Origin of the sequence: Haloarcula salinisoli (assembly GCF_019599405.1) — an archaeon.
Classification (GTDB): domain Archaea; phylum Halobacteriota; class Halobacteria; order Halobacteriales; family Haloarculaceae; genus Haloarcula; species Haloarcula salinisoli.
Genome location: NZ_RKLQ01000002.1, coordinates 1,130,463 through 1,154,572, shown reverse-complemented (window position 1 = coordinate 1,154,572; position 24,110 = coordinate 1,130,463). Strand labels below are relative to the sequence as shown.

Sequence of the window (24,110 nt, the reverse complement as noted above, 5' to 3'; positions counted from 1 at the left end):
GGCTTTCTGGCTCTCAGAACAAACCGCTGCTAAACACTTCCAAACGCGCTCTCGCGACTGTTTTTCAGGGCAGCCCACGGAGCCCGGAAAGCACCGTCTCCAGGTCGGCGTCGGTGACGGCCAGCGAGACGTCGTCGATGCGGGCCAGATCCGGGGCGTGTTCCCAGATGTCGTCGCTGTCGAGGCCGTGCAGGACGACGGCGCTGGGCGTCGGCGAGAGGACCCGCATCGCCACCAACGGCGACTCGCCGCGGGTGACGCCTGTAAACACCAGGGCCCGGTTGGTCGACTGGCCGTAGAGCTGGTGGAACTGGTCCGAGGAGAGCCGGGTGATGGCGGCCAGGGAGTTGATGACGGTGTGGCCGGCGACGGTGTCGGCTCCGCCGCGGTGGAGTTCCTCGGCGTCGATGGCGTCGTACACCCGGTCGACGCCGACGGTCGCCGGATACTCCCTGAGGTCGTGGACAACGTCGCTGTCGAAGCCCGAGGAGAGGACGCGGGCGTACTGGCGGATGTGGTCGCCGCCGCGGTCCTCGTCGATGTCGAGTAAGGCGGCGACGAGCCGCCGGACGACGCCGATGCCGGGGTTGTCGCGGCGGCCGCTCTCGTAGTCCGAGACGACCGACGGCGAGACGTCCAGCCGCCCGGCGAGTTCGGTCTGGGCGACGTCGAAGTCCGTCCGCCACTTCCGGAGTGTCGCCCCCGGGTCGTCGCTGAGTGCGACCTCGCCGGCTATCTTCTCGGCGAGCTCGTCGCGGACACCCCGTACCATTAGCTGACGGGAGGGCAGTCGCGGACAAAAGCGTACCGGAGCAGGGGCGGAGCCAGCGGTTCACGCCCTGATGGGCTGGTCGACGACGACGGCGTCCGTGGGCGTGTGGACGATGCGGACGACGAGACGGTCGCCGTCGTCGACGCGACAGGCCCGTATCGCCAGGCGGAACTGGGCGGTCTCGCCAGCCGACCACTCGCCGTCGTCGGTGCCGATGGGGCCCTCCACCGAGTTCGCCGAGTTGTCGAAGATGTCGTCGCCGCGGACGTATTTGCTGGCGGGTCGCGGGTCGTCGCCCTCCGCCGGGAGGTTCACCAGCCGGCCGGTCTTCCCGCAGGCGTCGCTCGCGTCGACGACGATAGCGATGTCAGTCACGGTGAGCGTGTCCCCACCCTCGTGCGTGATACGGACGACCTGTTCAGTGTAGCGCCCGCCACCGCTGGCGTAACGGTCGTAGGTCCCGCTGGACTGGGAGACGGTCGGAGCGGTCCCGGTCAGTTCGTCGGTGAATCCGAGCGCGGTGACCGACACGGTGGCGGCGAGCAGGAGCGTGATGCCGACGAGCAGGACGACGCCGACGACGGGCGAGAGCGCGCGGTCGCTCGACTGGGGGACGCGGCGAGGTGTCACGGGCGGTCTGGGCGCGCTATCCGACAAGAACTCTTGCCGTCGCTCTGCAGCCCCCAGACAGCTACTCGACACGCGATTCCGAAAGTACGAGGTGTCACTGATGGGTAGAGTGAAGATTCCGGGGAAATCTTTTCAGGATACCCATCGTAGGAACGCGTATGTCCGATGCGACGCTCGACGACCGGGGACGGCTTACGCTTCCGAAGGAGATTCGAGAGCGGTACGGCGACAGCTATCACGTCGTCGACGTTCAGGACGGCATCAAGCTGATTCCGGTCGCCGACGACCCCCTCGAAGCACTCCGAGCGGAGTTCGCTGACGTGGACAAGACCGTGGACGAACTTCGAGACCAGGCCCGCGACGCGTCACTGGACGAGGCCGGGCGCTGAATGTACGCCGAAACGGATTTTCTCCTCGCGCTCATCAAGGACGAGGACTGGCTCGGCGAGGCGGCCGAAACGGTGTATCGGGACCACGAAGACGAACTCTGGACGTCCCAGTTTACCCTCATCGAACTCCTGATGGTCGCCTACCGGGAAGACCGCGATACCGAACGAGTCGTCACGAACGCCGCAAAACTCCTCGATGTTCGCGGCGACGTGGACACAGTGGTCGCAGCGGCGACGTACGTCGACGACCACGGGTTCACACCGTTCGACGCGCTCCACCTCGTCGAGTCCGACGGCGACACCATCGTCTCCAGCGACGGCACGTACAATGGATTCGCGAAGCGGCTGGATTTGCGCTCGGCCGACGAGTGACGCTCCGCAACCCCTAAACGACCCTCGCGCCAACCACGGACCAATGGACTGGACCGAGAAGTACCGCCCGAGCACGCTCTCGGAGGTACGGGGGAACAACAAGGCCCGCGACAGCCTGAAAGAGTGGGCCGACACGTGGGACGACCACCGCGAAGCCGTCATCCTCCATGGCACGCCCGGCGTGGGCAAGACCTCCGCGGCACACGCGCTCGCCGGCGACATGGGCTGGCCGACCATCGAACTCAACGCCAGTGACACCCGGACGAAAGACGTCATCAATCAGGTGGCCGGCGAGGCCGCCAAGTCGGGCACCCTCACTGCCGGCGGGGCGGGTCGCCGGCTGGTCATCATGGACGAGGCCGACAACATCCACGGCAACTCGGACCGCGGCGGCGCGCGTGCCATCGGGTCGCTGGTCAAGGAGGCCGGCCAGCCGATGATACTCATCGCCAACGAGTACTACGAGATGTCGAACAGCCTCCGGAACAGCTGTCAGGACATCGAGTTCTCCCCGGTCCAGAAACGCTCTATCGTGCCGGTCCTGCGTGACATCTGCCGGAAAGAGAGCATCGAGTACACCGACGCAGCCATCGAGGACATCGCCGAGCAGAACAGCGGCGACCTACGGGGAGCTATCAAGGACCTCCAGGCGACAGCCGAGGGCAGAGACCGCATCGAGGCCGACGACTACGTCTCGGGCGAACGGGACACCTCCTCGGGCATCTTCGAGTACCTCGATGTCGTGCTGAAGGAGGGCGACGCCGAGACGGCGCTGAAGGACAGTTACGACGTCGACGAGACGCCCGACGACCTCATCAACTGGATCGAGGACAACATGCCAAAGGATTACGAAGGCGCGGAGCTCGCGCGGGCCTACCGCTCGCTGTCGGACGCCGACCGCTGGCTCGGGCGGGTGCGTGCGACCCAGAACTACTCCTTCTGGCGCTACGCGGGCGACGCGATGACGGCCGGGGTGGCCGCCGCTCGCGACGGGGAGAAGGGCGGGTGGACCCGCTATGGCCCGCCCAGCTACTGGTCGAAACTCGGTCGCTCGAAAGGGACGCGCAACACCAGAGACTACGTCGCCCAGAAGATAGCGGCCACCGACGGCGTCTCCATGCGGACGGCCCGCCGCGAGATTATGCCGTTCCTCGCGACGATGACTCACCACTGCAAGAACCGCGAACTGACCGTGGCGATGGCCGCGACCTACGAGCTAGAGGCCGACCACGTCTCCTTCATCACGGGCTCGGGCGAGTCCACGAACAAGGTCCAGTCCGTCGTCGAGGACGCCGAGCGACTGCGGGAGGAAGCGGCCGTCGAACACTCCGGGGGCGCCTTCGAGGGCGCCGTCGCGAACGGGGCGGGTGACGAAGGCGACGAAGACGACGGTGACGCCGACTCCGGCGACGACGAGGCCGACGCCCAGGCGACGCTGGGCGGCGCAGAAACTGAAGAGACGGACGACGGGACAGCGGAGACGCCCGACAGCGACGACGCCGACGAGGACGACCAGCAGTCGGGCCTCTCCGATTTCATGTGAGGGCTCGGAACGCGAGAATTTGACCTCGTCGAAACCCTCAATCGACGATATCTTTCAGCAGTCGTGCTGAATACACAGCGCGAATCTTGCAAGGTGGTTAGCTGAGGATTACCCATGCGATATACAAAGCGAGTCCAAACAGTGCGATCAGGAAAGAAAGTAGGAATTGCTGGGCAATGATCAACCCGTAGAAGAGGACGAAAATGACGAAGACACCTGTGAGACCGAGAGCTATCGCGTGAACTATCCATTTATACGTCTCATCGGAGGGCATTTCCCGTGTATTTTCTGTAGAGCTGAGGGCTATCCATGCGATATACACAGCGATTCCAAACAGCGCGACCAAGAAAGAAAGTAGTAATTGCTGGGCAATGATCAACCCGTAGAGGATAACGAAAATGACGAAGACACCTGTGAGACCGGGAGCTATCGCGTGAACTACCCAGTTATACGTCTCATCGGAGGGCATTTCCTCTGTATTTTCTGTAGAAGGAAAAAGAAGTTTTGATACACACACCCTCTGTATTCAGCACGCGATTCCTTTCAGATGCTGTGAGTTTCAGCGGAGCCGCGTTCTCAGTCCGAACTCGGCGTCGCGTCGGTATCAGTTCCCGACTCGGCAGCCGTGTCGGCAGTGGCAGTGGTCGCGGGCGCGTCGAACGACCACGCGGTCGCGGCGACCATCGCGGTCAGGATTGCCAGCGCGGCGGTGTGGTGGAGCACCTGTGCGAGGGCGCCGAAGTTGACGATGGTGTTCGCACCGAGGAATATCTGGACCGGCAGCACCACGGTGGCGACCGCGGTGGCGTACTTGATGCGCGAGGAGTAGTCACCGCGCCAGGCGGCGACGGTCGAGCCGATGATGGCGAAGCCGGTAATCATCGCGACCAGTCGGTGGAACCACTCGACGAAGCTCGCCCAGTTGGCCGGGAACAGACCCATCCAGCCGTCACACAGCGGCCAGCGCGCGCCACAGGTCAGGCCGGCGCCGATGGCCCCGGTGTACACCCCGAGCAGGATGAGACCGAAGGTCAGCGCCGTCGTCGCCGTGAGCAACTGGCGGAAACGGGTGGTCATAGTTGCCACTGAGGACTCGACGTACTTAGGAATCGCTCTTTGCGCTCGCGGGGAGCCAGCCGACGACACCGCCCATGGCCCAGCGTACATTTATACCGTCGCCTGACTGGCATTCCCTATGGGACTCGACGAGGACGCACTGGAGTATCACAGCCAGGACCCGCCCGGGAAGATAGAGATAGCGACGACCAAACCGACCAACACCCAGCGGGACCTCTCGCTGGCGTACTCGCCCGGCGTGGCCGCCCCCTGCGAGGAGATCGCCACCGACAGCGAGAAGGCATTCCGGTACACCGCCAAGGGGAATCTCGTCGGCGTGGTCTCCGACGGGACGGCCGTGCTCGGGCTCGGTGACATCGGCCCGGAAGCGTCGAAGCCGGTGATGGAGGGCAAGGGCGTGCTGTTCAAGCGCTTCGCCGACATCGACGTCTTCGACATCGAACTCGACACCGACGAAGACGTGGACGTGATGGTCAACGCCATCAAGGCGATGGAGCCGACCTTCGGCGGCATCAATCTCGAAGATATCGCCGCGCCGGAGTGTTTCGAGGTGGAGCGCCGGCTCCGGGAGACGATGGACATCCCCGTGTTCCACGACGACCAGCACGGTACCGCCATCATCTCCGGGGCGGCCCTGGTCAACGCCGCCGACATCGCGGGCAAGGACCTTTCCGACCTCGATATCGTCTTCTCCGGCGCGGGCGCCAGCGCTATCGCGACGGCGGAGTTCTACGTCTCGCTGGGCGCAAAGCGGGAGAACATCACGATGTGTGACTCCTCGGGTGTCATCACGGCCGACCGGGCCGACCAAGAAGACCTCAACGAGTTCAAATCGGCCTTCGCCCGCGACGTCCCGGAGGGCGACCTGGCCGACGCGATGGACGGTGCGGACGTGTTCGTCGGGCTCTCCGTCGGCGGCATCGTCGACGAGGCGATGGTCCAGTCGATGGCCGCGGACCCCATCATCTTCGCGATGGCCAATCCGGACCCCGAAATCGACTACGAGACGGCCAAACACGCCCGCGACGATACGGTCATCATGGCGACTGGCCGGTCGGACTACCCGAACCAGGTCAACAACGTGCTCGGGTTCCCCTTCATCTTCCGCGGTGCGCTTGACGTGCGCGCGACGGAGATCAACGAGGCGATGAAAGTCGCCGCCGCCGAAGCGCTGGCCGAGCTGGCGCGCAAGGACGTGCCCGACGCTGTCGTCAAGGCCTACGGCGACCAGCCGCTGCAGTTCGGCCCCGAGTACATCATCCCGAAGCCGCTGGACCCGCGGGTCCTCTTCGAGGTGACCCCCGCCGTCGCACAGGCTGCGATGGACAGCGGCTGTGCACGCACGGAGCTCGACACCGACGCCTACGTCGAGCAGCTGGAGGCCCGGCTGGGGAAATCGCGCGAGATGATGCGCGTCGTCCTCAACAAGGCAAAGAGCGACCCCAAGCGCGTGGTGCTGGGCGAGGGCGACGACGAGAAGATGATCCGAGCCGCCTACCAGCTCGTCGAGCAGGGCATCGCCGAACCGGTCCTGCTGGGCGACGCAGAGAAGATTGAGGCGACCCGCCGTCGGTTCGGCCTGGAGTTCGACCCAGTCGTCGTGGACCCGGAGACGGCCGACATCGACGCCTACGCCGACCGGCTGTACGAACTGCGCCAGCGCAAGGGCGTCACCCGCCGCGAGGCCGCAGAGCTGTGTCGGAACGGGAACTACCTGGGCAGCGTCATGGTGGAGATGGGCGACGCCGACGCGATGCTGACGGGGCTGACCCACCACTACCCGCGGGCGCTGCGCCCGCCGCTGCAGGTCATCGGCACCGCCGAGGACGCCGACTACGCCGCCGGCGTCTACATGTTGACGTTCAAGAACCAGGTCGTCTTCTGTGCCGACACCACCGTCAACCAGAACCCCGACGCCGACGTGCTGGCGGAGGTGACCCGCCATACCGCCGACCTGGCCCGCCGGTTCAACGTCGAGCCCCGCGCCGCGATGCTCTCCTATTCGAACTTCGGCAGCGTCGACAACGCCGGCACCCAGAAGCCCCGGGATGCCGTCGCCGACTTGCAGGCCGACGACCGCGTCGACTTCCCCGTCGACGGGGAGATGCAGGCCGACACAGCCGTAGTCGAGGACATCCTCACGGGTACCTACGAGTTCTCCGAACTCGACGACCCCGCGAACGTGCTCGTCTTCCCGAACCTCGAAGCGGGCAACATCGGCTACAAACTCCTCCAGCGGCTGGGCGGCGCGGAGGCTATCGGCCCGATGCTCGTCGGAATGGACAAGCCGGTCCACGTCCTCCAGCGCGGCGACGAAGTGAAAGATATCGTCAATCTGGCAGGCGTCGCTGTCGTGGACGCACAGCAGGACTGACATCCTCCCACGGCTAAAGCCGTAGGGTTCCCGGTCACGGACCGGGCAGACCACGGCGGGAGGTTCCCCATTCGTAGGCGGTGGGGTTGTGGGCCGAGCCAGTTCGGCCCCCGACCGAGATAGCGGGCTTCATCTACCCCCGCGAAGGGTGCGTATCCTTACCTCGGACTCGATACCACGACCGTCTAATGCCGGCATGATCAACGTTTCGCCGGTTTTCGGCTGAAGTCGTGGGCTATCGCCTCGAAACTCTGTAAGCGCGCTGGGACGTGGCCGGAGAATCTCAGTCAGTTCGTCGGTCCGCCGCCCGTCGGCGGGTGCAAGAAGAGCGCGTCGGCCAGCACCAGAACGCCAAAGATGGAGCCGGCGGCGAGGGCGGTATGGAGCGACAGTCCGAGGAGGCCGCTCGCGACGGCCGGAAGCAAGATAGCCAGCGGCAGGAGCGCGAGCACGACGTCGTAGCGCGAGACCGGCGCCGGACGCGAGGAGTCCTTCCGGTACTGTTCATCGGAGCCGCGTGTTCGTCGTCCGATGCTCATTCGTGGAACACCTCTCACAATGACATATATTTCCCCCTCACTTAAAATTTGAGCTGTGTGACGTTGGGGGAACGTTCTACAAACGTCAGCCGAACTGGTGAGAAACCACAATTTTGCTTCTGCATAAGTTATGAGTGGCTACTGAGGGGTGGGCCGGAGTGAAGCGCTTCGTCAAGAAATTGTGAGAGACAGTCAGTCCGACGCCTCGCCGCGGTCGGCCCGCGAGGGCGGCGGGACCCGCTCCTCCGAACTGGTCGACTCCGGCCGGAGACAGCGGTCCGGTTCGGCGTTGACGTGGTCGTACTGGTCGGGGGCGTTTGCCAGCGGATGGGCCGGGTTGTGGTCGCTCGCGATGCGTGCGGCCCGGACCTCTTCGAAGCCGTTGATGCGGGCCTGGATGCCCCGCCAGTGCAGTCCCGTCGCCGGCGGAACGTTGATACCGTGTGGCGGGTCGTACGCCGAGCCGTGTGTCGCGAGCACCTCGGCGTTGACGTTCTCGGCCAGCTGGTCGTGGTCGATGAGCAGCCCGACGCGGGCGTCGTCGGGCGCCCGTGTGGCGAGGACGTCGAGCCCCAGGTGGAGCGCCCGATACTCCGCGACGTTGTTGTCGGGGGCACAGTCGGGCACCGACAGTCGGACGACGCGCTCGCCATCGAGCGTCTCGATGACGACGCCGAGTCCGCCGGACTCGGTCGGTGTCCGGTCGCCGTTTACCGGCCCACCGCTGTGGGGTCGGAACGAGCCATCGGTAGCGATGTAGAAGTCGCGGTGGTGGCTACGAGGCGGATGGGCGATATGCGGCGTCGGTGACTCATCGAACAGGTCTCGTAACGTCGGCCGGCCATAAGCGGCCATAGGATAGGTAGGACAAGCGGGATATTAAATATGTGGCCCGAAATTTCGGACAAACCGACGTACCGGGGGGTAGACGCCGCCGCCGTCCCGAGATCGGCTCACTCGCTGGCGTATGAGTGACCGACGAGGAGCGCCACGGCGTTGGCAAGTACCAGCACGCCGAAAGCCGTCCTGACGGACGAGGACTGGAGCCCGGTCGCGAGTAGCGGGAGGTAGAGGAACGGGAGGGCAATAGCCGTCCAGAACGCGACGCCACGGATGGGCGCCACGAGTGTCCGGCTGACGCTGGGGACCGCGTCGTCCACGAGGGCAAACAGTTCGTTTACTGACGAACTCGACATGATTTCACCTGTCACTACGTACTGAAGTCACCATCTTATAACCGAGAGAGAGTTCGGTATATTTCGTCCCGTTTCACGGTACTAGAAGGCCCCTTGTTAACCTTTCACGAGCGGTGGAGAGCGGGCGAGAGATTTTATATCGCAATCTAAGGCCGTTTGCTCTGATGATAGATATCACGTACTGCTCGGGAGGTCTCCAGAGACTATGGACCGAGCAGCGAGATGGTTACCTCGTCGTCAACTTCGGGGAGTCTGACGGCGTCGACGACGTGGTCGAGCAGCGCCGCCCGCCAGTCCTCGACCTGCTGTTCGTGGTACTCGCGGTGGCGGTCGACCGAGTATTCCAGGTCCTCGTGCGAACGGAGTTGGTCGGCCGTCTCGTCCGGCGTCGGATACGCCGGCGCGTCCTCGTCGAGGAGCGCCTGTGGCGGGATATGGACCGTCCCCTCGTCGTCAGCAGCCTGCACCACATGCAGTCGCGCTCGCATCCGGCCACTGTACGGTGGGGTGACACGCAGCACGGTCGCTGGCCCGCCACCAGCGTCGGCTTCCATCGCCGCGAGCAGGTCCTCGGCGCTGATGGCGAGGGACTGAAGCACCGACGGGTCGGGAGTCATCGGCGACACGTACGTGGGCGCGATACAAAGCGCCGACGAAACGAGTCACATCCGTTCGCTGTAGTCCCAGGAGTGGAGCCGATCCGGTTCGATACGGATGCGGACCTCCTCGCGGGACGGAGCGAGCAGTCGCTGTGCGAGGTCGCTGTCAGTCCCGCCGAGATAGCGCTCGATGAGCGCCCGCAGGACCGCTTTCTCCTCGTCGGTCGTGACCGTCGCCGTCCCGTTACCCCTGACGCCGCGATAGGGTGGGTCGTTCGTCGAGACCTCGAAGGAGACGTCGGTGTCGTGGTCCAGATACGAGACGACGTCGGCGTCGGCGGCCGTCGCACACTCGAAGGTGCCGTCCCGGTAGCGATACCACAGCGACAGCATCCAGAGGTCACCGCGGGGCCGTCGACAGCCAAGTCGCAGGGGAGCCGTCTGGTCCTCGAGGAACGCGGCGAGGTCCTCGCGTGACCACACACCAGTGACCGAAACCATCCCATAGTCCTAGCAGAGGCTGGGGTATCTATTCTGGGGTCGCACCGACCTGAAAAATCAGTGCTGATAATACCGAGCGTGGATTTATCATGGTGGCTACTGAAATCGCCGTAACGTGAACGCGGTTACTGACTGGAGGTGAAAGGGTGCAAACGACAGCAACAGAGGAAGTGACAGTTCTCGTCGTCGACGACGAACGGGACGTGGCCGAGCTTTACACGGCGTGGCTCGGTACCGAACACGACGTTCGGAGTGCCCACGAGGGGTCCGAGGCGCTTGAACTGGTCGACGGCGCCGACGTTGTGTTTCTGGACCGGCAGATGCCGGAGATGTCCGGGGACGAAGTGCTCGACGAAATCGAAACGCGCGGACTCGACTGCCGCGTGGTGATGGTCACGGCAGTCGACCCCGATTTCGATATCATCGAGATGCCCTTCGACGACTATCTGACGAAACCGGTGGGTCGGAGCGACCTGCTGGAGATGGTCGAAACGATGCAGACCCGGGACAGCTACGACGAGCAGCTACAGGAGTACTTCGCGATGGCCTCGAAGAAGGCCACCCTCGAGGCCGAGAAGAACCCAGTCGAACTCGACGCCCACGAGGAGTACCGCGAAGTAAGCGAACGGGTCGAAGCCCTCCGCGAGGAGGCCGACGCCGCCGCCACCGAAATCGACGACTTCGAATCGGCGTTCCGGGATTTCCCGAGCGAGTAGCGACCTAGTGGGTCGCGCCTTGCTCCACGGGTCGCTACGCTCACCGTTCCACTACGAGGGCTCGTTCGCGTTGCTCACTCCCCCTCGCCGACAACATCCTGGTCGGTCGGGCCCTGTCCGTCGTAGGACTGGACGAGTTCGTCCAGCCGAGCCGCGTCCTCGGCGCCGGGTAACTGCCGGTTCGCGGTCGCACAGTCGGCGTCGACGCCCAGTTTCGCACAGACCTGGTCGGTCGCCGCCTCGGCCATCTGCCGGTAGGTCGTCAGCTTCCCGCCGACGACGCTCGTCATGTTCTCGACGCCATCGTCGGCGTGGTCGAGCGTGAAGAATCCTCGTGAGATGCCCCGTCGATTACCCTCGCCCTCGTCGGGCGCGTACAGCGGTCTGACGCCCCACCACTTCCGGACGACCGGGGCGTCGGCGACCGGCGGCAGCATGTCGGCACACTCCGCGACGGATTTCTCGACTTCCCACTCGGCCTCCTCGAACTCGTCGGGGTCCGAGACGGAGACACTCGTCGTCCCAAGCACCGCCTCTTTCGCGTGCGGAACGACGATGTCGCCGTCGTCGGGGTCACGACAGCGGTTCAACACCGGCCCCAGCCGGTCGTACTCGACGGAGACCATCACGCCGCGAGAGGGGGCCATCTCCACGTCGAGGCCGGCCATGGCCGCCACCTTGCCCGCCCAGGCCCCGGCAGCGTTGACGACGTAGTCGGGTTCGATGGTATCCTCGACGTGGCCGCCAAGGTAGGCGCCCGTCACGTGACCGTCCTCGACGGTCAGCGATTCGAGTGGCCCATGTGGGTAGATGGTCCCACCGTGGGCCTCGGCGTCGGCAGCGTTGGCCGCACAGAGCCGCGACGGGTAGATGGCTCCGTCGGGGACCCACATCGCGCGTTCGGCGTCCGCAGACAGGTCGGGGACCCGCTCGCGGGCCTCGTCGCCGTCCAGCAGCTCGGTCTCGATACCGATCTCCTCGCAGGCGGCTCGTTTCTCGTCGAAGTAGTCGGCGTCGTCCTCGGCGAGCTGGACGAACAGCCCACCCGTATCGCGGATGCACTCGCCGGCTATCTCGCGGAGTATCCGGTTCTCCGCGATACACTCCTCGGCGCCAACACGGTCGGCCTCGGCGTAGCGGGCACCGCTGTGGAGCAGTCCGTGTGAGCGCCCGGAGGTCCCACTGGAGATGCCACCGCGCTCGGCGAGCGTTACGTCGACCCCGCGCAAGGCGAGGTCGCGTGCGATGCCAGTGCCCGTCGCACCGCCGCCGACGACCAGAACCGTGGTAGTGGTTGCCATCGTTGCATATTGGTCTGGGCACTTATCCCTTTGACGCCGAATTCACAGCGTTACGAGCACTTTGATGGCGTTTCGCTCGTCCATCGCTCTGTACCCCTCGGGCACGCCGTCGAGGTCGACGGTCTTCGTGAAGATAGGAGCCGGATCGAGCGTCCCCTGCAACACGTCGGCGAGCAACTCCTCGGCGTAGGCCCGCACCGGCGCGACGCCACCCCGGAGCGTCCGGTTCCCGCGGAAGAGCCCGAACACGTCGAGGCCGTCCTCGTCGACGCCGTGGGGGACGCCGACGTAGCCGACGGTTCCGCCGGGTCGACAGACCTCGATGGCGGTGTCCATCGCCGAGGCGGCGCCCACGCACTCGAGGACGTGGTTCGCGCCGCCGTACGTGAGTTCCGTCGCCCGCTCGACCGCTTCCTCGCCCCGGGCAGCGACGGTCTCCGTCGCACCGAACTGCTCGGCCACGGAGAGACGGTCCTCGTGGTGGCCCATCGCGACGATTCGCTCGGCGCCCAGTCGCCGGGCCGCCAGCACGCCACAGAGCCCGACGGCGCCGTCGCCGACGACGATACAGGTGTCGCCCTCGCCGACGCCCGCGCTCACGGCCGCGTGATGGCCCGTCGCCAGCACGTCGGTCAGGGGAAGTACCGACCGCAGCGTGTCCTCGTCGTCGGCGTGCCGGTCGGGCACCCTGACGAGCGTCCCGTCGGCGTGGGTCGCCCGGATGTACTCGCCCTGACAGCCGCCGTTCTCGCCGCCCCAGGAGTCACCGTTGACACAGGAGGTGTGCAGGCCTTTCCGGCAGAACTCGCAGTAGCCACAGCTGATGAGAAACGGGGCGAAGACGCGGTCGCCCGGCTCGACCGAGGTGACCGCCTCGCCCACCTCCTCGACGATACCCATCGGTTCGTGGCCGACCCGAGAGCCCGCCTCGCGGTCGCTCTCGCCGCGGTAGAACCACAGGTCCGAGCCACAGATGGCCGTGTGCGTGACGCGAACGATAGCGTCGGTCGGTGCGTCGATGGTGGGCCGGGGGACCTCCTCGACGGTGATGTCGCCGGGACCGTTGTAGATAGCTGCGCGCATGGGGCCGCTTTGGCCCGCCGTGTGAAATTCGTTCTCCCCTCGGCGCGCTCGTATCGTCGCCATCGAAACCGGCCGCTCGCTCGTGACGGTATTTCGTACGCGGGCTGACGACTCCGTCCGAGACGAGACGGCCGACGGTATAAGTTCCTCCAGCCGAATTCCCTGCTATGGACGCCCGGGCCACCATCCACGACTACTACGACTCGCTGCGACACGGGGCGCCACTGGACACCTTCTTCGCGGACGACCGGCCCGACGACGACGCCATCGTGAAGTGTGGCGTCTCCGAGCGGCTGGTCGGCTCCGACACCGTCCAGGAAGGACTGCGCGACCAGACCGCCTCGACGAGCGACTGGACCGTCGACAGCCGGGACCTGCGTGTCACCCAGCGCGACGCCGTCGCCTGGTTCAGCGACGACGTGGGCCTGGCCTGGACGGAAACAGACGAACGGTACGAGTTCGACACCCGGTGGAGTGGCACCCTCGAACACCGCAGCGGCGACTGGTCGTTCGTCGGGATGCACGTCAGCGTCGCGGCGGAACTGTAGAGGTTACGCCGACCGGGAGAGTTACGCCGACCCCGTAGTCGACGGTAGCCGCTGGGTTCCCGTCTCAGGACCACCGATACGGCACCGGACGTAGCGAACTGGACCGCAGCTGCTCCAGAAACCGTAGTAGGATGCATCTACCTGCATCGTATCGCTGTCTACATCTGTCGAACTGGTACGTACATCGTGCGTAACTAATCGGTAGCCGTGGCGAGGCCAGACACATGTCAGATGAGACGGGAGCGGACCAGATGAACCGGCGTGACGTTCTTCGCAGGGGGGCAGTCGTGGGTGGGGGATTGCTCGCGACCGCGTTTGCGGGCGGGAGCGTCACCGCGCAAGATAGCGACGACCACGAAGTCGGCTACATCAGCCACTCGTCGTATCGGAAACTCACGGGCGCCGAGGACGTCGACTGCGTCCCGAACGTCGAGGGGTGGGGTGACAGGTTCTACGTCACGCGAGTGGCCGAGGACGGCGACAGCGAGACCGGCGTCTCCGTCGAGCTACCCGACCAGTCGGCGGGCGGTGAGACGACCCAACAGTACGAGGCCTACACTGCTACTGCGGACGAACACGTCGAACTCGCCGGGGGCCCCAGCGACCACGGTCCCTGGAAAGAGCCCTGTGGGAGCTGGGTGTTCGTCGAGGACGACGAGACGCTGGAGACGGACACCGTCTACCGCGTGTCGACAGAATCCAGCAGCGAGCCACCGGATGCCGACTACGAGGGCGTCACCGCGACCGACAGCGACGGCGACGAGATCGGCTCGCCGATGGACCTCGTGCAGGTCTCCCTCGAGCAGGTCCCCCCAGCGGAACGGTGGTCACAGGTCGGGACGCTCACCAGAGGTGGGCTGGACGCCGGCTTCGGCGCGGCCACGGCACTGGACGGCGACAGGGCGGTCGTGGGCGCCGACGGGGAGGCCGCTGCGTACGTCTACACCCTCACCGACCACGGCTGGGTCATGGATGCGAAACTCGGTGACGAAGTGGACGTCATCGGGAACGACGTGGCCATCAGCGGCGAGACTGTGCTCGTCGACGCGCCCGACGACGCGGTCGAACAGAACGACTCGGTGTGTGTCTTCACCCGTTCGGACGGGCGCTGGGAGAAACAGGCGACGCTTGGCCCCGACGACCTCGAGGCCGACGACGGGTTCGCCAGCGCGTTCGATATCGACGGCGATACGGTCGTCGTGGGTGCGCCGGAGGCCGACGGGACCAGCGAGGACAGCGATGGCAATGTCTACGTCTTCACCCGCTCGGACGATAGCTGGAGCCAGCAGTCGAAACTCGAAGACGACAGAACCGGCCTGGAGGACACCGCCGGCGGACTGGGCTATGACGTGGCGATAGACGGCGATACCGTCGTCGCCGGCGCCCCGTACACCATCGACTACGACCGCGGCTACAGCGACGTCGGCGGCGCGTTCGTCTTCACCCGCTCGGACGAGACCTGGAGCCAGCAGGCGTTCCTCCGGAGTGACGACGGTATCGACGGTGACCGGCAGGGCCAGTCGGTGGCTATCGAAGCCGACACCGCCGTCGTCGCGAGCCACGACGCACACAAAGACGACGCCTTCGGTGACGACGCCGGCGCCGCGTGGGCCTACAGCCGTGACGACTCGAACTGGAGCCAGCAGACGAAACTCACCCCGGACGACTGGGCGCCCCGCAGCTGGTTCGGCTACGCGATATCGCTCGACGGGGACCGTCTACTCGTCGGCGCGGACGTCTACGACGGGCTGGGCAACGACGCTCAGGGCGCGGCCTACGTCTTCACCCGCTCGGGGACCGACTGGAGCCAGCTGGTGAAACTCACCGCCGACGACGGTGAACCCTACGACAAGTTCGGCTCCGACGTCGCGCTTTCCGGCGACGCCGCGTTCATCTGTGCCGAGGACGAACGGGGCGGAAGCGCCGCCCGATCGGGGACGGCGTATCTCTTCCAGCGGTGATTCACGGCACGGCCTCCCCGACGTTCGTGTGACTCCTCGCTGGCTCCCCGTCGGCCACAGCGCAGACAGCGAGCGGTCACTCGCCGGTGTGGCCGTCCTGGTCGGGACCAACAGGTGTGACCGATACCCTCGCTTTAATTCGGCCATTTAGCACCGATTTTATATCTCCGCGCTATCACGCCACGGTATGGCAGACCGACAGACACGACGACAGGTCGTTGCACTTCTGGCTGGGGCGGCGTCGGCGGGACTGGCCGGCTGTTCCGACGGCGCCGAGTCCGAACCGACCGTGTCGGCCGGCGACCCGACGCCGACCGCCACTGGGACGGGCACGGAGTCGACACCGACCGCTACGGAGACCGACACGGAGTCGACACCGACACCAGAGCAGACGCCGTCCCCGGAGGAGACGCCGACCCAGACCGAGGAACCGGGTACGCCCACTACCAACCCACGCCCGGCAGTCGATTCGTATCTGGCACCGGCGGACAACTACGACGGGACCATCGTGGACGCCCGCAGGCGTTCACAAATCACAGTCGGCGTCGGCGTCGAAGCCAACGGCGGCCCCTTCGGATTCGGGCCGCCCGCAGTCCACGTCGACAACGGCGCCACGGTGCTGTGGGAGTGGACCGGCGCCGGTGGGGCCCACACCGTCGAATCCACCGGCGACGGTCCGCTGGACTCCGGTGACGCAATCGGGGAGCCTGGCGTCAACTACTCGTACACGTTCGAGGAAGACGGCATCTACAACTACTTTTGTGCACCCCACCAGAGTCTCGGCATGAAGGGGTCGATAATCGTCGGCGACGACTATCCGACGAGCGAGTAGTCCGTGACGGTTTAGAAATGCCCGGGGAGGGCTCCGAACCCTCGATCTCCGCATAACCCAGGTCCGGGGTGTGACGAGCACCCCACGGGTCATGCCGGTGTGGTACCGCATGAGTCGTGTGACCCTATGAGTGCGGCGCTATGTCCAGCTAAGCCACCCGGGCGCACTCGGTGCTTTGCCACTCGCCGTATTGAAGGTTCTCATCTCCCCGGAGACTGTGGCGCCCTCACACGGTCGGGGGATTTAAGCCACCGCGCTGGTATCCACCCTGCATGGATATTCCAGACCTCGTCAAACAGGAGCTTGGAGACGAGGAGATCCAGGCCGGTGTCACCCTCGGTGACGAGGACGCGGTCTGTTTCACGTCGACACGAACGCTCGTCTACCGTGGCGAAGGCCTGCTGAGCGACGAGAAGGTAGCGGCCTACCCCTTCGACTTCGAACGACTGACTATCTCGGAAGGACGTCGGAAGACGAAGTTCACGCTCGTCTACACCGACGGGAAACGGGACTTTGGCGTCCCCGGGAGCCGCGCCGACGCCGTCCTCGAACGGCTCATCGAGGGCACGTTGCGAGCCTCGAACGCCATCGACGCCGAAGAGCAGGTCACGGGCGTCTTCCGGTTCAGTGAGCTCACGCTCGTGATTACGGAGGGGCGCCTGCTCAAACACATCGGCAGCGTCACCTGGGACAACGACTTCGAGTCCTACCCGTTCGACGCCGTCACGGGCCTTGACTTCGAGAAGGGGTCGGTCGCGACGGCCATCGTGCTCGTCGTCGACGACCGCCCCGAGCGAATCAAGGCGCCCAGTGACCAGGCCGCCGCGGTCCGGAAGACGCTCCAGGAGGCGCTGTTTGCGTTCCACGAGGTGGCGTCGCTTTCCGACCTCAACGCGAAGGTAGCGACCGACGCCGAGGACGAACCCGACGACAGCAGCGGGCTGGGACTGGAGAGCGGCATCGACCCGCTGGTGAGCGACGACGATGACGAGGGTGACGGTGACGAGACGGCGGCGCCGACCCAGACGACGGCGCCGTCGGAGCCCAGCACCCAGACCGTCGCCCCCGCAACCGACAGCGCCGACGACGGCGGCGACATCGCCGCCCTCGAACAGCAGGTCGCCGACCTCACGACAGCCATCGAGCGCCAGAACGAACGCATCGAGGCCCAGGAAGAGACCATCCAGACGCTCATCGAGGAACTGCGACAGGGTCGCTAGACAGTCAGGATACCGGTCGCCGGTTCGCTTTCGAGGTATCTCGCTGCGCTCGATTCCTCGCTATGCTCGCGGCTCCGCCGCTCGCTTTGTCCCAGGCGCTTCACTTCGTTCAGCGCCTCGCTACTGCTCTCCGGCTCCGCCGCTCGCACGTTCGGAGGACTCTCCCGTCGGTCGAGTCCTCCTACTCTCTCCCCAGCACTTTTCGAATACACGTCGAGCCGAAGGGCCCGAGTTCGCCGCCGTCGAACTGGACGAAGTGGCCGGTGCTGATGGCGGCCCCACAGCGCTCACACGAAAAGTCGCCCTCCCGGACCACCACGTCGGCGTCGAAGCTGACGTAGGTCCCGCCCGAGGTGGGCCGGACGAGCCCGTCCTCGCGGTCGATGACGCCGCGCATCGCCGCGGTGTCGAGAATCTCGCGCTGGACGCCGGGGTTCGTGGTGACCGTCTCGATGCGGTCCATCGCCTCGGCGACCGACAGCGACTCCTGTTCCAGGTGGGCGAGCAGTTCCACCCCGAGTTCCACGGGGTCGGGCGCGTCGTCGGACACACCAGCCACGAGGAGTGCGACCGGATTAATCCTTACCGCTGGCGGTGTCGAGTTCGTGGGAACGGCTTGCAATCCGAACGCAACTGATTATGACGTTTGTCCATCTATAGAACTATATATGCTGATAGTCCGTTATTCTGTCTGACTATCTATGACATATGTATCGTTTTTTGGACAAGAGTTATAACAATCGAGTCGTATTATTCGAGTGCAATGACTTACACACCACTCAGCGAGTCGGTCGAAATGTACCAGACGACGGAGCTGAGCCTCTCTCAGATAGCGGCACGAGCAGGCGTTGACGAAAGCGAACTCGCGTCGGAACTCCGCTCCCGCGGCATCACCCTCCGGTCCGAAGACCAGGGCGCCGTCGGAACGACGACACGCAACTAACACCGGAGGCTCCCCTCCGGCTTTTTTATATAGTATCCCCGCTGACGCCCACCACAAGAGGTTTGACGGCCCGCCCCAGTCACACGTGTAGATGGACAGTCTCGCGAAGCGACAGCTGCTTGGCTCGGCCGCCCTCGTCGCCGCCGTCGCCGCCGTCGCCGTCGTCTTCTCCCCGGCTCGACTCATCGGGGAGGCCATGCATCTCGCCGACCACCCGGTGTATCTCGCGGGCGTCATCGTCACGCTGTATCTCGTCCGCCCGTTCTTCGCGTGGCCGACGATGCCGCTCTCGGCCTTCGTCGGCTTCGTGCTGGGCATCGGATACGGGATTCCAGTGGCGCTGATGGGCGCGCTGGTGACCTGTCTCATCCCCTACCGCTTTGCCGAGCGGGCCGGCGAGCAAGGCGGGATGTTCGGCTGGCTGGGCGAGTCCGGCCAGCGAATCATCGAAGTGACCGGCGAGACACGCGGTGTCCTGGCGGCCCGGCTCTCGCCGGTGCCGGCCGACCCCGTCTCCTACGGCGCCGGCTTCGCGGGCGTCTCGACGCGGGCGTTCGTCGTCGGCACCTTCGTCGGTGAGATTCCGTGGGTCGTCGTCGAGGTCGTCGCGGGCGCGTCGATGCGGTCGCTGACGCTGCAGGGCGTCTCTATCGAGGCGCTGCCACAGCTGTTGCTCCTGCTGGGTTCGCTCTCGCTTCTCGTACTGGCCGGCCCGACGTACCGACACTTCAGCGGTCGGCCCGACTCGTCGTGAACTCGAAGCGGGCGCCCCCAGACTCGCTCTCGGTCGCCCGCACCGACCAGCCGTGGGCCGTCGCGATATCCTCGACGATGGCGAGACCGAAGCCGGTCCCACCTTTGGCCGTGGTGTAGCCCCGTTCGAACACTTTCTCGCGGTGCTCCGGCGGGATTCCGGGGCCGTCGTCGGCCACGTAGAACCCGATCAAGCCATCGCTATCTGCCGACATCGTCCCCACAGTCACCGTCAGGTCCACCGTGAGAGCGTCCTCGGGCGGCCGCCTGGAGATGGAGTCGTACGTCGGCCTGTGGGGGGTCGTCTCCTGTTCCGCGCTGTCCTGCGGAGCCTGCGAGGCAGGGCCCGTCGAGTGGTTCGAAAATTCCCCTTGGGAATTTTCGTCATCACGAGAGACGGCTTTGCCGTCTCTCGAACGACCATGCTCGACGGCGTCGTCGGCCCCCGGCCGACTGCCCGTGGAACCGTGTTCCACGGCGTCCTGCCGAGCCTGCGAGGCAGGGCTCGTCGAGCCGTGCTCGACGGCGTTGCGAAACAGGTTCTCCAGAAGCTCCTGCAGCCGGTCCGGGTCGGCGTCGACGGTCGCGGTATCGACCAGTTCCAGCGTCGCCCCTCGAGTGTCGACGCTCGCCCACGCCTCCTCGGCAGCCGTCGCGACGTCTATCCGCTCGACGCTCCCGACGGCATCGCCCTGGCGGGCGAGGGTCAGCAGGTCCTCGATGAGCTGTTCCATCCGGTCGGCTGCCCCGGCAGCGGCGTCGAGGTGACCCACGTCACCGGTCTCCAGGGCCAGCGAGAGCCGCCCCTGGACGACGTTGAGCGGGTTCCGGAGGTCGTGGCTGACGACGGAGGCGAACTCCGAGAGACGCTTCTCACGGGCCTTGCGCTCGTGGATGTCACGGATGATGCCGGCGGTACCCGCAAAGCCGTCGTCGCTCGGGAGCAAGGCGAGGTTGTTCTCCGACGGGATATGCTCGTCCCACTTCGTCACTACGTCCATCTCCAGCGTGCCGCTGTCGGTGTCGGGGTCAGCGAGCAGCTCCTGGATGAGCTGGTCGCCCCGCGCGAGGTCCTCGTCGGTCATGATGGTCCCGATGTGCTCGCCGACGAGTTCCGCGGGACTGTACCCGGTCATCGGCTCGATGGCCTCGTTGACGAACGTGAAGGTGCCGTCCTCGTCGAGGGCGTATACGGGGTCGCCGACGGCCTCCACGATAGTCTCGTAGCGCCCCAGCTCCCGGTCGCGCTGCTTCCGGTCGGTGACGTCGCGCATCACTCCCACCGAGCCGGCGAACTCGCCGTCGGCGTCGACCAGCGGTGCGACCTTGTTCTCGGTGACAGTCCGGTTCCCGTCGGCGTCGATAGTTCGCATCTCGACTGTCTCCCACGTCCGCTCGGGCGAGCCCAGCAGGTCGGTGAGCACGTCGGTCGCTCGCTCGACGTCCTCGGGCGGCATGAACCGCTCGGGGTCGCTGCCGACGATATCGGTGCGCTCGTACCCCAGATGGGCGACCATGGCGTCGTTGGCCATCTGTATCCGCCCGTCAGCGTCGAGGACGTACATCGGGTCGCCGACGTTCTCGACGAGGGTCCGGTACTGTTCGAGCGTCCGTTCGCGCTCGCGCTGTTCGGTGATGTCGCGAGCGATACCGGCGACGCCGAGCAGGTCGCCGCTCCCGTCCTCGATGAGCGACCCCCGGAACTCGTGACGGATGCGCTCGCCGTCGGCCGTCACCAGCGGCGCCTCGAAGGTGGCCTGCCCTGTCTGGACGGTCCGCTCGATGGTCTCGCCGACCTTCTCGTGGAACTCCGACGGGATGAGGTCGAAGGCCGTCATCGTCGAGAGTTCCTCGTCGCTGTAGCCCAGCACCGCCGTCGTGGTGTCGTTCCAGCGCAGCAACTCCCCGTCGAGGTTGATCAGATAGAACACGTCATCGAGCGTGTCGACGAGGGTCTCCGTGAACTCCCGCTCGCGTTCCAGTTCGCGTTCGCGTTCCTTGCGGGCGGTGATGTCGGTGATGAACCCCTCCAGCAGCTCGACGCCGTCGTCGCTGTCGACGGAGCCGGCGGGTCCGTCTTCCCTCGAGGTCGAAGCCCTCGCCCTCCCGACGACCCGTCCCCGTTCCCACAGCCATCGGTGTTCGCCACCTGCCGTCGTGACCCGATAGCTCACCTCGAACGGTTCCTCGGCTCTGATGCTCGCCTCGACCAGGGGGTCGATCCGGTCGGCGTCCGCCTCGTCGATGAGCGAGCCCCACATCACGTCGCCGGACTCGATGGTCTCGGGCGAATAGCCGACCAGGTCGGCGACGCCGTCGCTGACGAACTCCATCGGCCAGCCGGGCTCGTTGCGCGCCCGATACACCATCCCCGGCAGGTTCGAGATGAGCGTCGAGAGCTGTCGTTCCGACTCCTGGAGCGCCGACTTGGCCCGGGTCTCGCCGACCGCCCGTCTGATACGGTTCGCCAGCACGGTGTACTGGTCGGTGCCGACGTCCTTCTGGAGGTACTCCGTGACCCCCGCGCTGATGGCGTCGCTCGCTATCTCCTCGTTGCCCTTCCCGGTAAAGAGGATGAAGGGCAGTTCCTGGAACTCCTCGCGGACGGCCTTCAGGAACTCCAGTCCGTCCATCGCCGGCATATCGTGGTCGCTGACGACACAATCGATGCGGTCGGTGCGGAGTCGGTCCAGCCCGTCCCGGGCCGAGAACTCGTTGACCACCTCCAGGCCCTCGTCAGTCCGTTCGAGGTGCATGGCAGCGACCTCCGCGAACTCCCGTTCGTCGTCGACGTGGAGCACGCGGATGTCGCCCTCACTACTCATTGGCTCATACTACGTGTCCATCCCTATAAATCCGCCAGCAGCCCGGCGGGGCGGCTGTCACAGGGCCCTGACCGGTCGTACGGGTGCTCGTAGATTAGTTCCGCTATCTGCCGTTCGGGGCCGGCATACTCCGGAAACGCACGACGACAGTCCGTCTCAGTAGAACGTGTCGGCACAGTCGTAGACGACGCCGTGTTCCGGGCAGACGTACTTGCAGTGTCGGTGGTACATCGACCGGTCACACAGCGGGCAGGGCCGGCCGGCGTCGTCGCTCATACCACCGCGAACGGGACAGTGCCATATCGCTCTTTGGGACGAAATTGGAACAGTGTTGGAAAAACACCTTTTGTGGCGGTTTGCCAAGCCGTAGCCATGAAAGACGCCTTGCTCGACAGTCGCGGCGGGCAACTGCTGGTCGGTCTCGCCGCCGGGGCCGCCGGCGTCGCCGGCTCCTACGCCGCGACCGGCTACACGCCGACGTTCGTCGCCTCGCCTATCGAGCGAACGCTCTCGCGGACGATGCCGGGAGAGATCGTCACGTTCGCCATCACCTATCTGGGCAGCCTCGGCCAGCAGCTGAACCTGGCCACGGCTGTCGCCCTGACCTGGCTCCTGTTTGGCGCAGGCATCACCGCCGCCGTCCTCGCCGGACGCGAGACCAACAACCGCCTGCTCCCGACCGTCGGGACGGCGGTGTTCACCTGGCTCGTCACCGCCGCCATCACCCGGACGCTCGTCCTCGCGCTGGGGCCGGTCGTCCCGGCAGTCGCCGTCGTCGCGCTCGCCCAGGCGTTCGACGCCTATCGAGGCAGTACGGACCCCATATCCTCGAAACGCCGACGGGCCCTCTCGACGGTCGGGGTCGCGCTGGGCGCCACCGCGGTCGGTGTCAGTGTCGGCCAGCGAGGGAGTTCGATGGGCGAGAAGGCCCCACCGCTGGACGCCGAGGGCGTCGACAACGAGGACCTTCAGGCGAAACTCGACACTGCCGAGCGCAACTCTTTCGACATCGACGGTATCGAGCCGCTGGTGAGCGAGAACTTCTTCGAGGTCGATATCAACTCAATCGATCCGAACGCGAAGGCCGAAGACTACACGCTCTCGATAACCGGCGCCGTCGAGTCGGAGGAGACCTTCAGCTACGACGAACTGCAGGAGATGGAGGCTGTGAACCAGTTCTCGACGCTTCGCTGTGTCGGCGACCAGCTAAACGGCGACAAGATAGACACCGCCCTCTGGACCGGCGTCCCGCTCCAGCGCCTCGTCGAGGAGGCCGGCCCCCAGAGCGACTGTGACTGTGTGCTGCTCAAGGCCAAGGACGGTTACGAGGTGGAGTTCCCCATGGAGGCGTTCAACCGCGGGGTGGCCGTCTACGGCATGAACGGCAATCTGTTGCCCCGGGGCCACGGCTACCCCGTCCGCGCCGTGATTCCGGGCCACTGGGGCGAGGTCAACACGAAGTGGCTCACGGAAATCGAGCTCCTGAACCGCGAGGTCGACGGCTACTGGGAACAGCGCGGCTGGGAAGGGACCGGCCCGGTCAAACCCACCGCGACGCTCAAACACGACACGATGCTCGACGACGGCCAGCGCCAGCTGGCCGGCCACGCATACGCGGGGCTTCGCGGCGTCTCGAAAGTCGAGGTCTCGACCGATGGCGGCTCCTCGTGGTCCGAGGCGACCCTTTCAGACCCCCTGCCCGCCGCCGAGGGCGACGGCCCTGCCGAGGACGCCTGGCGCCAGTGGCAGTACAGCTACGACCCGCCCGGCTCCTCACACACCGCCGTCGTCCGGATGGTCGACCGCGACGGGAACGTCCAGACGAGCGAGGAGACCGACCCCGCGCCGACCGGTCCCTCCGGGTGGGTCTCGAAGGAGTTCAATTCGTAGGAATCGTTGCTTCTGGCTCTGTCCTGATTGTCTCGAACACCGAAAG

General features: G+C 65.7%; 26 protein-coding genes, 1 tRNA gene and 1 pseudogene. 12 read left to right on the top strand and 16 right to left on the bottom strand.

The genetic code is table 11. From position 1 onward, the window contains the following. Positions 1-64: 64 nt before the first annotated feature. Positions 65-772, bottom strand: coding sequence for a helix-turn-helix domain-containing protein (locus tag EGD98_RS15195; protein WP_220589207.1), 708 nt, complete (start codon positions 770-772; stop codon positions 65-67). A gap of 60 nt (positions 773-832) precedes the next feature. Further along, positions 833-1,402: a type IV pilin domain-containing protein gene (locus EGD98_RS15190; protein WP_220589206.1), complete on the bottom strand. Its 570-nt coding sequence runs from the start codon at positions 1,400-1,402 to the stop codon at positions 833-835. 158 nt (positions 1,403-1,560) lie between these two features. Between EGD98_RS15190 and EGD98_RS15185 the strand changes: the two genes are divergently transcribed. Genes EGD98_RS15185 through EGD98_RS15175 form a run of 3 tightly spaced genes read left to right on the top strand, consistent with a single transcriptional unit; the run spans position 1,561 to position 3,706 of the window. Beyond that, complete coding sequence (locus EGD98_RS15185; RefSeq protein WP_220589205.1) at positions 1,561-1,791, top strand: AbrB/MazE/SpoVT family DNA-binding domain-containing protein; 231 nt, start codon at positions 1,561-1,563, stop codon at positions 1,789-1,791. Continuing rightward, complete coding sequence (locus EGD98_RS15180; RefSeq protein WP_220589204.1) at positions 1,792-2,163, top strand: PIN domain-containing protein; 372 nt, start codon at positions 1,792-1,794, stop codon at positions 2,161-2,163. It abuts the gene before it with no gap. A 43-nt stretch (positions 2,164-2,206) separates the two neighbouring features. Next, the gene (locus tag EGD98_RS15175; RefSeq protein WP_220589203.1) at positions 2,207-3,706 is read left to right on the top strand and encodes a replication factor C large subunit; all 1,500 of its coding nucleotides are present in this window, start codon (positions 2,207-2,209) and stop codon (positions 3,704-3,706) included. A 97-nt stretch (positions 3,707-3,803) separates the two neighbouring features. On the opposite strand, the gene EGD98_RS15170 is transcribed toward EGD98_RS15175, so the two are convergent. Continuing rightward, positions 3,804-4,175 carry a hypothetical protein gene (locus EGD98_RS15170; RefSeq protein ID WP_220589202.1) on the bottom strand — a complete coding sequence of 124 codons (372 nt, stop codon included), beginning with the start codon at positions 4,173-4,175 and terminating at the stop codon, positions 3,804-3,806. Positions 4,176-4,282: 107 nt separating this feature from the next. Further along, positions 4,283-4,783 carry a COX15/CtaA family protein gene (locus tag EGD98_RS15165; protein WP_220589201.1) on the bottom strand — a complete coding sequence of 167 codons (501 nt, stop codon included), beginning with the start codon at positions 4,781-4,783 and terminating at the stop codon, positions 4,283-4,285. Positions 4,784-4,901: 118 nt separating this feature from the next. Here EGD98_RS15165 and EGD98_RS15160 point away from each other — a divergent pair, with 118 nt between their 5' ends. Further along, entirely contained in the window at positions 4,902-7,157 is a 2,256-nt protein-coding gene (locus EGD98_RS15160) for an NADP-dependent malic enzyme (RefSeq protein ID WP_220589200.1), read from the top strand. Positions 7,158-7,444: 287 nt separating this feature from the next. On the opposite strand, the gene EGD98_RS15155 is transcribed toward EGD98_RS15160, so the two are convergent. The 5 genes from EGD98_RS15155 to EGD98_RS15135 all read right to left on the bottom strand — a co-directional run bounded on the left by EGD98_RS15155 (position 7,445) and on the right by EGD98_RS15135 (position 9,992). Next, positions 7,445-7,696 carry a DUF8015 family protein gene (locus EGD98_RS15155; RefSeq protein WP_220589199.1) on the bottom strand — a complete coding sequence of 84 codons (252 nt, stop codon included), beginning with the start codon at positions 7,694-7,696 and terminating at the stop codon, positions 7,445-7,447. Positions 7,697-7,888: 192 nt separating this feature from the next. Then, positions 7,889-8,551, bottom strand: coding sequence for a ribonuclease H family protein (locus tag EGD98_RS15150; RefSeq protein ID WP_220589198.1), 663 nt, complete (start codon positions 8,549-8,551; stop codon positions 7,889-7,891). Between the two features lie 98 nt (positions 8,552-8,649). Then, complete coding sequence (locus EGD98_RS15145; protein ID WP_220589197.1) at positions 8,650-8,892, bottom strand: DUF8028 family protein; 243 nt, start codon at positions 8,890-8,892, stop codon at positions 8,650-8,652. 203 nt (positions 8,893-9,095) lie between these two features. Further along, positions 9,096-9,509 (bottom strand): DUF8009 family protein, encoded by a 414-nt coding sequence (locus tag EGD98_RS15140; protein WP_220589196.1) that lies wholly within the window; start codon positions 9,507-9,509, stop codon positions 9,096-9,098. A 45-nt stretch (positions 9,510-9,554) separates the two neighbouring features. Then, positions 9,555-9,992 (bottom strand): pyridoxamine 5'-phosphate oxidase family protein, encoded by a 438-nt coding sequence (locus EGD98_RS15135; RefSeq protein ID WP_220589195.1) that lies wholly within the window; start codon positions 9,990-9,992, stop codon positions 9,555-9,557. 146 nt (positions 9,993-10,138) lie between these two features. Between EGD98_RS15135 and EGD98_RS15130 the strand changes: the two genes are divergently transcribed. Continuing rightward, positions 10,139-10,708, top strand: a complete 570-nt coding sequence (locus EGD98_RS15130; RefSeq protein ID WP_220589194.1) for a response regulator transcription factor — start codon at positions 10,139-10,141, stop codon at positions 10,706-10,708. A gap of 74 nt (positions 10,709-10,782) precedes the next feature. Here EGD98_RS15130 and EGD98_RS15125 read toward each other — a convergent pair whose 3' ends face one another. Further along, positions 10,783-12,009: an FAD-dependent oxidoreductase gene (locus EGD98_RS15125; RefSeq protein WP_220589193.1), complete on the bottom strand. Its 1,227-nt coding sequence runs from the start codon at positions 12,007-12,009 to the stop codon at positions 10,783-10,785. Positions 12,010-12,051: 42 nt separating this feature from the next. Beyond that, positions 12,052-13,092, bottom strand: a complete 1,041-nt coding sequence (locus EGD98_RS15120; RefSeq protein ID WP_220589192.1) for a zinc-dependent alcohol dehydrogenase family protein — start codon at positions 13,090-13,092, stop codon at positions 12,052-12,054. 167 nt (positions 13,093-13,259) lie between these two features. Between EGD98_RS15120 and EGD98_RS15115 the strand changes: the two genes are divergently transcribed. The 3 genes and pseudogenes from EGD98_RS15115 to EGD98_RS21310 form a co-directional block, all read left to right on the top strand. Next, positions 13,260-13,640 carry a nuclear transport factor 2 family protein gene (locus EGD98_RS15115; RefSeq protein WP_220589191.1) on the top strand — a complete coding sequence of 127 codons (381 nt, stop codon included), beginning with the start codon at positions 13,260-13,262 and terminating at the stop codon, positions 13,638-13,640. A gap of 224 nt (positions 13,641-13,864) precedes the next feature. After that, positions 13,865-15,601, top strand: a complete 1,737-nt coding sequence (locus EGD98_RS15110; protein ID WP_220589190.1) for an FG-GAP repeat protein — start codon at positions 13,865-13,867, stop codon at positions 15,599-15,601. Positions 15,602-16,058: 457 nt separating this feature from the next. Beyond that, positions 16,059-16,424, top strand: a pseudogene (locus EGD98_RS21310) (halocyanin domain-containing protein); the annotation flags it as partial. Positions 16,425-16,451: 27 nt separating this feature from the next. On the opposite strand, the gene EGD98_RS15100 reads toward EGD98_RS21310, so the two are convergent. Then, positions 16,452-16,596 (bottom strand) — tRNA-Met (locus EGD98_RS15100). 109 nt (positions 16,597-16,705) lie between these two features. Between EGD98_RS15100 and EGD98_RS15095 the strand changes: the two genes are divergently transcribed. Next, entirely contained in the window at positions 16,706-17,653 is a 948-nt protein-coding gene (locus EGD98_RS15095; RefSeq protein WP_220589188.1) for a DUF7115 domain-containing protein, read from the top strand. Here EGD98_RS15095 and EGD98_RS15090 read toward each other — a convergent pair. Continuing rightward, the gene (locus EGD98_RS15090) at positions 17,650-17,802 is read right to left on the bottom strand and encodes a hypothetical protein (RefSeq protein ID WP_220589187.1); all 153 of its coding nucleotides are present in this window, start codon (positions 17,800-17,802) and stop codon (positions 17,650-17,652) included. The two genes, EGD98_RS15095 and EGD98_RS15090, sit on opposite strands and share 4 nt — an antisense overlap. A gap of 32 nt (positions 17,803-17,834) precedes the next feature. Next, positions 17,835-18,212 carry a DUF5830 family protein gene (locus EGD98_RS15085; protein ID WP_413229588.1) on the bottom strand — a complete coding sequence of 126 codons (378 nt, stop codon included), beginning with the start codon at positions 18,210-18,212 and terminating at the stop codon, positions 17,835-17,837. 204 nt (positions 18,213-18,416) lie between these two features. Here EGD98_RS15085 and EGD98_RS15080 point away from each other — a divergent pair, with 204 nt between their 5' ends. After that, the gene (locus EGD98_RS15080) at positions 18,417-18,596 is read left to right on the top strand and encodes a DUF7317 family protein (protein ID WP_220589185.1); all 180 of its coding nucleotides are present in this window, start codon (positions 18,417-18,419) and stop codon (positions 18,594-18,596) included. Between the two features lie 91 nt (positions 18,597-18,687). Beyond that, complete coding sequence (locus EGD98_RS15075; RefSeq protein WP_220589184.1) at positions 18,688-19,350, top strand: TVP38/TMEM64 family protein; 663 nt, start codon at positions 18,688-18,690, stop codon at positions 19,348-19,350. Here the strand turns inward: EGD98_RS15075 and EGD98_RS15070 are convergent. Together EGD98_RS15070 and EGD98_RS21195 are read right to left on the bottom strand one after the other, a co-directional pair. After that, positions 19,325-22,174: a PAS domain S-box protein gene (locus EGD98_RS15070; RefSeq protein WP_220589183.1), complete on the bottom strand. Its 2,850-nt coding sequence runs from the start codon at positions 22,172-22,174 to the stop codon at positions 19,325-19,327. The genes EGD98_RS15075 and EGD98_RS15070 overlap by 26 nt on opposite strands. 156 nt (positions 22,175-22,330) lie before the next feature. Further along, on the bottom strand, positions 22,331-22,450 hold the full coding sequence (locus tag EGD98_RS21195) for an HVO_2523 family zinc finger protein (protein WP_328763090.1): 120 nt from the start codon (positions 22,448-22,450) through the stop codon (positions 22,331-22,333). Between the two features lie 96 nt (positions 22,451-22,546). Here EGD98_RS21195 and EGD98_RS15065 point away from each other — a divergent pair, with 96 nt between their 5' ends. After that, positions 22,547-24,064 (top strand): molybdopterin-dependent oxidoreductase, encoded by a 1,518-nt coding sequence (locus EGD98_RS15065; protein WP_220589182.1) that lies wholly within the window; start codon positions 22,547-22,549, stop codon positions 24,062-24,064. Positions 24,065-24,110: the final 46 nt, after the last annotated feature.